The sequence below is a fragment of the Arthrobacter bambusae genome (genome assembly GCF_022606295.1).
In the GTDB taxonomy this organism is placed as follows: Bacteria; Actinomycetota; Actinomycetes; order Actinomycetales; family Micrococcaceae; genus Arthrobacter; species Arthrobacter bambusae_A.
This window is the reverse complement of record NZ_JAHHZS010000007.1, coordinates 170,342-177,586: the sequence shown is the minus strand read 5'-3', so window position 1 is coordinate 177,586 and position 7,245 is coordinate 170,342. Positions and strand designations below refer to the sequence as shown.

The 7,245-nt window shown below is 64.7% G+C and carries 8 protein-coding genes; 1 reads left to right on the top strand and 7 read right to left on the bottom strand.

The genetic code is table 11. The annotated features are described in order from the left end of the window. Positions 1-324: 324 nt before the first annotated feature. The gene (locus KNN17_RS07350; protein WP_241708131.1) at positions 325-894 is read left to right on the top strand and encodes a hypothetical protein; all 570 of its coding nucleotides are present in this window, start codon (positions 325-327) and stop codon (positions 892-894) included. Here the strand turns inward: KNN17_RS07350 and KNN17_RS07345 are convergent. From KNN17_RS07345 to fliP, 7 genes are all read right to left on the bottom strand, one after another. Then, positions 891-1,151 carry a carbon storage regulator gene (locus KNN17_RS07345; protein ID WP_078106302.1) on the bottom strand — a complete coding sequence of 87 codons (261 nt, stop codon included), beginning with the start codon at positions 1,149-1,151 and terminating at the stop codon, positions 891-893. The genes KNN17_RS07350 and KNN17_RS07345 overlap by 4 nt on opposite strands. Positions 1,152-1,155: 4 nt before the next feature. Next, positions 1,156-2,145 (bottom strand): hypothetical protein, encoded by a 990-nt coding sequence (locus KNN17_RS07340; RefSeq protein WP_241708130.1) that lies wholly within the window; start codon positions 2,143-2,145, stop codon positions 1,156-1,158. Further along, on the bottom strand, positions 2,123-4,171 hold the full coding sequence (locus KNN17_RS07335; protein WP_241708129.1) for a flagellar biosynthesis protein FlhA: 2,049 nt from the start codon (positions 4,169-4,171) through the stop codon (positions 2,123-2,125). The genes KNN17_RS07340 and KNN17_RS07335 overlap by 23 nt, the downstream gene beginning before the upstream one ends. Before the next feature lie 79 nt (positions 4,172-4,250). Continuing rightward, positions 4,251-5,354, bottom strand: a complete 1,104-nt coding sequence (locus KNN17_RS07330) for an EscU/YscU/HrcU family type III secretion system export apparatus switch protein (protein ID WP_241708128.1) — start codon at positions 5,352-5,354, stop codon at positions 4,251-4,253. Further along, positions 5,354-6,112, bottom strand: coding sequence for a flagellar biosynthetic protein FliR (locus tag KNN17_RS07325; protein ID WP_241708127.1), 759 nt, complete (start codon positions 6,110-6,112; stop codon positions 5,354-5,356). Before KNN17_RS07325 ends, KNN17_RS07330 begins: the two co-directional genes overlap by 1 nt. Position 6,113: 1 nt before the next feature. Then, a complete protein-coding gene (fliQ, locus tag KNN17_RS07320; RefSeq protein ID WP_078106307.1) occupies positions 6,114-6,389 on the bottom strand; it encodes a flagellar biosynthesis protein FliQ in 276 nt (91 codons plus the stop codon). Continuing rightward, positions 6,389-7,216 (bottom strand): flagellar type III secretion system pore protein FliP, encoded by an 828-nt coding sequence (gene fliP, locus KNN17_RS07315; protein WP_372489638.1) that lies wholly within the window; start codon positions 7,214-7,216, stop codon positions 6,389-6,391. Before fliP ends, fliQ begins: the two co-directional genes overlap by 1 nt. Between the last annotated feature and the right edge of the window lie 29 nt (positions 7,217-7,245).

Below are 7,245 nucleotides of genomic sequence, written 5' to 3'. Positions count from 1 at the left end.
GTGACAAATGAGAAGCTCTCGCGCAGAGCTCCGACACCAAATAGCCAACGAGCGGTAAGTGCTGCAGCACCAGCTCGTTGCGTTCATCGCGATTCAAAATTAGTCCCCCCATGAGACCCGTTTATTGAGTTGCAAAAGCCTGGTTCCAGGGGCTTCATGGGCCAGCTGCTGAGACGGTACAGCGTGCCGAAGATTACATGGACCAGACATGTATTCAGTGAACATACCATCTGAAAAATAACAATGCGTGTACGCTCATGAAAAAGATACAAATCGGGCCTCGGAAAACACGTTTTCGCAGGCCGAACCGGGGAATGGGGAACCGTGGGGGCGGACGAGCTATCAGCGATGCTGTGGCGTGAGCGGAGACAGCTGGAACTGCTGTTGTACCGGCTCGAAACACAGTTGCTGCACGTCCGGGCAGGCAATTGGCATTGGCTGAAATTCACTGCCGCCGACGTGGAAAAGGTCCTGGAAAACCTCCGGTTCGACACGCTTGCCCGGAACATCGAGTCGTCTGCACTGGCCATTGAGTGGCGCCTATCGGCCAACGCAACGCTGCCCATGATTGCCTCAGTGGCACCGTCCGGAATCTGGCCGGAACTGCTTCAGGAACACCACCATGGCCTGGTCCGTCTGCTCAAGCAGGTCGAATCAACCGCGGCCGCCAATGTCGAAGCCCTCCGGATGGGGCCACAGGGCGCCGGGAACCAGGTGCTTGGCCCAGTACAGCCGGGCGACAGCGTGGCGCCGGGAGTGCCGGAGGCGTTCGCGCACTCCGACACCGTGGATGACGTGACACTCCTTGCGGAAAGCGCCAACATCGAGCGGGCCCTGGCCGTGACGAGGGATTGCTCGCTGCCACTCCTCGCAGAGTTCCTGGGCTTGGCTTAAGACCCAGCCTCTTCCTTGGGGGGCTTCCGCACGGGCGGACGCAGCCCGGCAACGAGTTCCTCGGCGTCGGGGCCGGCCTGGGCAGCAGCGAGGTTGGCCGCGGCGATCGCCTCAACCACTTCGCGACGTTGGATGGACACCCCGCGGGGCGCCTCGATCCCGATGCGCACGCCGTCGCCGCGGCCCTCCATGACGGTGATGACGATGTCCCCACCAATCATGATCTGTTCGCCCGGCTTGCGTGTCAGTACCAGCATGCTCTCAATCTACCTTTCCGAGCACCGCAACGCGGGCGGGCTTGCCGTCCACCCACCCGATGGGTAGGCCGAGTCCGTTGACCGTCTCGGGACTTCCGGTCTCCGACGCGCCGAAAACGGCAAGCGCGTCGACACGGACGCGCTCGGCGGCCAGGGCTGCGGAGAGCGCCCGCACCCAGGATGCCGTGTCTTCAGCCTTCCGCCCGGCGTCGACAACCAGCCACAACTGGTCTGCCGCGAGGGTGGCGATGTCCGCCGCACGCGTCACGGCTTCGCCTTGCCTGCCGAGCCCGTAGGCGACCAGCACGGTTTGGTCGGTGACGACCGCTTGGGCACGGGCCGCCGTCGCGCCCTGGCGCCCCGTCACATGGAGGTGCCCGAAAGCGGTCAGGGCTCCGGCCGTCCGGACGTCGAAGCCGCCCCCAGCGATGGACAATTCCAGTGCTGTCCCCAAGGCGTCGTCGCCGAGGCCAAGCAGGATGACGAGGTTGCCGCTGCCGGCCAATGGCACCGGCACGGCGGCCGGAGGGGCCGCTGGAACGGCGTGCCCGACGACGGCGTGCGGCAACGCGGTCAGCGCGCCTTGCGTTGGTGCTCCGGACGCCGGCGCCCGGAATTCGTTCCCCAGTTGCTCCAATATCCCGGCGAAATCCGGGGAAGCAGTAGAGACGACTGCCTCCGGCCGGTGCATGTCCATCTCGACCGCGTCGGCCTGCTCCAGGAGCGCGGCGATCGCGGGCCCCTGCAACGCGTGCGCCTCCCAACTGACTCGCAGTTGTTGTCGTTCTGGGCCCTCAGAACGACAACTATTGCCAGCTAGTTGGGATGGAACCTCGATGGTGGCCTCGTAGCGATTGGCTGCGAAGAGTCCGGCGATCCCCGGGTTGGTGACTTTCTCGGCTGAGACGATCCGCGCGCCAGGCCCGTATTGCTGCTCGGCCTTCACCCGGATGTCGTCCAGGGATGTGCCCTTAAGCTTGTATTGCTTCGGCATTGCGCACCACCCCCACGGTCTCGATCTGGATGTTCGCGGACGTTACTTCACGGTAGGACAACACGGGAACGCCGCCGTCGGGAGCTGCCACGAGGCGCCGGACCGCCGGCCGCAGCGCCGGAGCGCACACCAGAACGGCCTGCCGTCCGGCATTCGCCGCGGTCTCCACCGAAGCCTGCACGGAGGCCAGGACGGCGTCCAGTCGAGCCTGGCTCATGACAATCTGGGTACCGCCTTCGGCCGGGCGCATGTCTTCGAGCATGGACTGTTCCAGGAGCGGATCGATCATGATCACATTGAGCATCGCGCCGTCCAGGAACTTGGCTGCGAGCGCGGGACCGAGGGATTGCCGGGCGGTTTCGATCAAGGCCTCGGGCTCGGTGGAAACCTTGGCGCGCAAGGCAAGGGCCTCGTAAATGCGGGGAAGATCGTTGATGGGGACCTGTTCTTCGAGAAGGCCCTGCAGCACGCGCTGCACCTCGGCGAGGGACATCAGCCCGGGAATGAGTTCCTCGACGGCGGCCGGGCTCTGCTTGCGCACGCCTTCCGTCAGCACCCGGACGTCTTCGCGGGTGAGGAGCCTCGCGGCGTTGGCGGAAACAATCGATGACAAGTGGGTCACCAGCACGGACACCCGGTCGATCACGGTTGCCCCGGTCATTTCCGCACTGTGGCGCATCTCGGTCGGAATCCATTTTCCGGCCAGCCCGAAGACCGGTTCCACCGTGGAGGCACCGGGCAGAGCGTCAAGGTAATCGCCGAGGGCAAGCAACTTGCCCGACGGCGCCGTGCCGCGTCCGGCTTCCACTCCGGCGATGCGGATGGCATAGGTGGCCGGTGGCAGCTCGACGTTGTCCCGCGTGCGGACGGGCGGAATCACGATCCCCAACTCCATGGCGATCTTGTGGCGGAGGGAGCGGACGCGGGCCAGGAGGTCGTCCGAGGCACCGGAAACCATGTCAACAAGGTCCGGAGCCAGCAGGATCTCGACGGGGTGGATGCGCATGTCCTGCATGAGCCGCTCGTTGGGATCTTCCTCGGAGCTCAGGGTGGCTGCTTCCTGCGCGTCCTCCGCCTCGCTCTGCTTTTTTTGCCGGGCCGCCAGGCGCCTGGAACCGAACAACAGGAAGGTGCCCACCAGCAGGAAGGGAATGATGGGCATGCCGGGGATGAGCGCCATGGCGACGGCGGCCAGTCCCGCGATGAGCAAGGCGTTGGGCGACTGCATGAGCTGCGAGGAGGCCGTCCGGCCCATGTCCTCCTCGGCATTCGACCGGGTGACGATCATGCCCGTGGACACGGCCATGAGGAGGGCCGGGATCTGTGTGACGAGACCGTCGCCCATAGTCAGCAGGCCATAGGAGTTCAGCGCATCGCCCACGTTCATGCCGCGCTGCAGCACGCCGATGGCAATGCCGCCAACGAAGTTGATGATGATAATGATGATGCCGGCGATCGCATCGCCCTTGACGAACTTCGAGGCACCGTCCATGGCGCCGTAGAAGTCGGCCTCGGCGGAAACCTCGGCGCGGCGCTTGCGGGCCTGGACATCGGTGATGAGGCCGGCGTTGAGGTCCGCGTCGATGGCCATCTGCTTGCCGGGCATGGCGTCCAGGGTGAACCTTGCCCCCACTTCGGCGACGCGTTCGGCACCCTTGGTGACCACCACGAATTGGATGACCACCAGGATGAGGAACACCACGGCGCCGATGATCATGGAGCCGCCCACGGTGACCTTGCCGAAAGCGTCGATCACTTGGCCGGCGAACCCTTGTCCCAGCACCAGCCGGGTGGACGCCACGTTGAGCCCCAACCGGAACAGCGTGGCCACGAGCAGCAAGGACGGGAAGACGGAAAAGTCCAGGGGCTTCTTGACGAACATGCTGGTGAGCAGGACCAGGAGGGCCAGCATGATGTTGCAGACGATCAGGAAGTCCAGCAGCGGCGCGGGCACGGGAACCACCAGGAGCAGCACGATGCCCACGATTCCCACCGGCACGGTGAGCCTGGCGAATCTGTTGTTCATTGCGGTGTCCTGTCCGGGATGGTGTGGTTGTTGGGTGCGGTTCGGGGGCTCCGGTCAATGCGGTGGCCAATACGCGGGCTCATGCCGGGGCTCCGGCCATGGTTCCAGCCGCTCCCGGCACACGATGGATTCCGCGTGCCGCTCCCCTCGCCTTGAGCGACATGACAAACGCCAGGACTCCCGCCACGGCGCGGTACAGCTCCACAGGGATTTCCTGGCCCAGTTCGCACGCCGAATGCAGTGCCCTGGCCAGCGGAATGTCTTGGACCATCGGGACCGACTTCGCCTCCGCTTCTTCCCTGATCCGGGCAGCGATCACACCGGCCCCCTTGGCCACCACGCGCGGTGCCGCCTTGCCGGCGTCGTACTTCAGCGCCACGGCGACGTGCGTCGGGTTGACGATCACGACGTCGGCGTCTGCGATCGCGCCGATCATGCGGTTCCGGCTCATGCTCAATTGCCGCGAGCGGCGCTGGGACTTGATGAGCGGATCGCCGTCGCTGTTTTTGTTTTCGTCCTTGATTTCCTTTTTGGACATGCGCGTCTTCTTGCGGTTGCGGCGCATGACCACGAAGATGTCCGCGGCGGCCAGGACCAGGCCCGCCAGCACCGCGAACTGGATCAACGAACCAATGCCTCCGGTCGCTGCCGCAAGGATGCCGGACACCGGCAGTCCCCCGGCGGTGAGCAGCACCGGGACGAGCCCCTGCACCACCGTGTAGAGGACAAGCCCGACGACGGCGGTCTTCAGGAGCGCTTTCAGGCCGCCCCACAGGGCCTGCGCGCCGAAGACCCGCTTGAGGCCGCTGACAAGGTTGAAGTGCTCAAATTCAACGCGGAATTTCTTGAAGTGGATGCCGCCCTGGACGGCGGATCCGGCCACCACGATCACCATGACCACCACGAACAAAGGCCCCAGCACCTGGGCCAAGGAGCCGAACCCGGCTTCGAGCGCCGCCACCGCTTTGGCCGGTTCGGGGTTCGCGATCACGGCGCGGACGGTGAACAGTTGGTCCGCGGCAACGTTGGAGGCACGCTCGATGGTGGAGGGGATCATGGCCGCCGCGGAGCCGACGGCGAGCCAGGCGGTGAGGTCCTGCGAGCGGGAAAGCTGCCCTTTGGACCGGACCTCCCGCATCCGTTTGTCGGTGGCTTGCTCGGTTTTCTCCTGTGAATCCGACATCAGCCCACCCCCATCAGGGTGTTCGCCGCCTGCTCGGCGAGCATGGCAACGAGCCGGGGCAGCGCCAGGAACAGGAATCCTGCGAGCCCGAGGGTGATGAACACCTTGAGCGGGAAGCCCAGGGCGAAGGCATTCAGGGCGGGCGCAACACGGGTGAGGAGCCCGAGCCCGATGTCGGCGAGTACCAGCACCACCAACAAGGGCCCGGCGATTTGAACCGCGGCAAGGAACATCCCCGTGACAGCCGAAATCATCGCTTGGACAGGCTGTGCCATGTCCAGTCCACCGGCCAGCGGCAACGCCGTGAAACTGCCGGTCAGGCCGCCGATCACCAGCTGGTAGCCGTCCGAAGCGAAAAGGAGTGCCAGTGCGGCCATCTGCATGAGCCGGGTGAATTGGGCGCCGTTGATCATCATCTGGGGATCGAAGCCCTGGGCCATCTGGAAGCCGCTGAAGAGGTCAATCAGGCTGCCGGCCGATTGGATGGCCGCGAAGACGAGCAGGACGAGGAAGCCGAGGACCACGCCGGTCACGAGTTCAAGCACCACGGCCGTGATGAAGCCCGCGGTGTCCTTGGAGGTGTAGCCAACGGAGAGGCGTTGGGAGACGGCCAGCCCTAAACCGATGCCGAGCATCCCTTTGATGCGCAGTGGAATTGCCTGGTGCGAGAAGGGAGGGGCCACCACCAGGAAGGCCGTCATCCGGACGGAGGCCAACAACAGGACCTCAAGCCAGGACTGGTTGAAGGGAAGATCCACTTCACGCTCCGCCGATCAGCCCGGGTATCCGGGCAAAGAGCTCGTTCGTGAAGGAAACAGCCTCGGTGATCATCCAGTGCCCGCACACCACCAAGGCCACGGCCACGGCGACTGCCTTGGGCACGAAGGAGAGGGTGGCTTCCTGGAGCTGGGTGATGGACTGCAGGAGGGAAATGGCGAGGCCCACCACCAGCGCGGTGACCAAGGCGGGTGCGGCCAGCTTGGCCGCAAGAATCAGGGCCTGGAGGCAAATGTCCAGGACTGCGTTGGTATCCATCAGCCGCTCGAATAACTCTGGATCAGCGCGGTGATCACCAGTCCCCAGCCGTCCACCAGGATGAACAACAGGATCTTGAAGGGAAGGGAGATCATGACCGGCGGGAGCATCATCATGCCCATGGACATCAGGGCGGCCGAGACCACCAGGTCGATCACCAGGAACGGGATGAAAATGACGAAGCCGATGATGAATGCCGCCCGGAGTTCGGAGATCATGAACGCGGGGATGAGGGTCTGCAAAGGAACCGATTGCGGGTTGGCCGGGTTATCCAGCTTGGCGGCCCGGGTCATGAGGGCAATGTCTTCCTGCCGGGTGTGGGCCACCATGAAGTGCTGGAGTGGCGCGGATCCGGCCGAAACGGCTCCGTTGAAATCCAGCGTGCCGTTCAGGTAGGGCTGGATGCCGACGTTGTTGATCTCCGAAATCACGGGCCACATCACGAACAGGGAAAGGAAGAGCGCCAGCCCGGCCAGCACTTGGTTGGGCGGGATGGACGGGAGGGACAAGGCGTTGCGGGTCATGGCCAGCACCACGAAGATCTTGGTGAACGAGGTCATCATGAGCAGCAGGGCAGGAGCTACGGAGAGCAGCGTGATCCCGATCAGCGTCACTACCGCGGTGGATGGCTTTCCGTCCAGCCCATTGATGTTGATGCTGACGTTGCCGTTGGATGGTTGGGCAGGTGCCGTGGGAGCTGCGGGCGCCGTGGGTGGCGTGGGGCTGACCGGTGCCGCATGTCCACTTGCCGTGCCCAGCCACAGGAACAGGGCCGTCAGCACGAGGACACAGAGCACCGCTGGCAGCGTCCTGCGCACAGCCAGCAACTTCCTGCCGGTGCGGTGGGCATCGGCAG

Coding starts and splice junctions, on each gene's coding strand:
- fliQ (WP_078106307.1), bottom strand. CDS start 6,389: ATGGATACCAACGCAGTCCTGGACATTTGCCTCCAGGCCCTGATTCTT.
- KNN17_RS07330 (WP_241708128.1), bottom strand. CDS start 5,354: ATGTCGGATTCACAGGAGAAAACCGAGCAAGCCACCGACAAACGGATG.
- KNN17_RS07340 (WP_241708130.1), bottom strand. CDS start 2,145: ATGCCGAAGCAATACAAGCTTAAGGGCACATCCCTGGACGACATCCGG.
- KNN17_RS07345 (WP_078106302.1), bottom strand. CDS start 1,151: ATGCTGGTACTGACACGCAAGCCGGGCGAACAGATCATGATTGGTGGG.
- KNN17_RS07335 (WP_241708129.1), bottom strand. CDS start 4,171: ATGAACAACAGATTCGCCAGGCTCACCGTGCCGGTGGGAATCGTGGGC.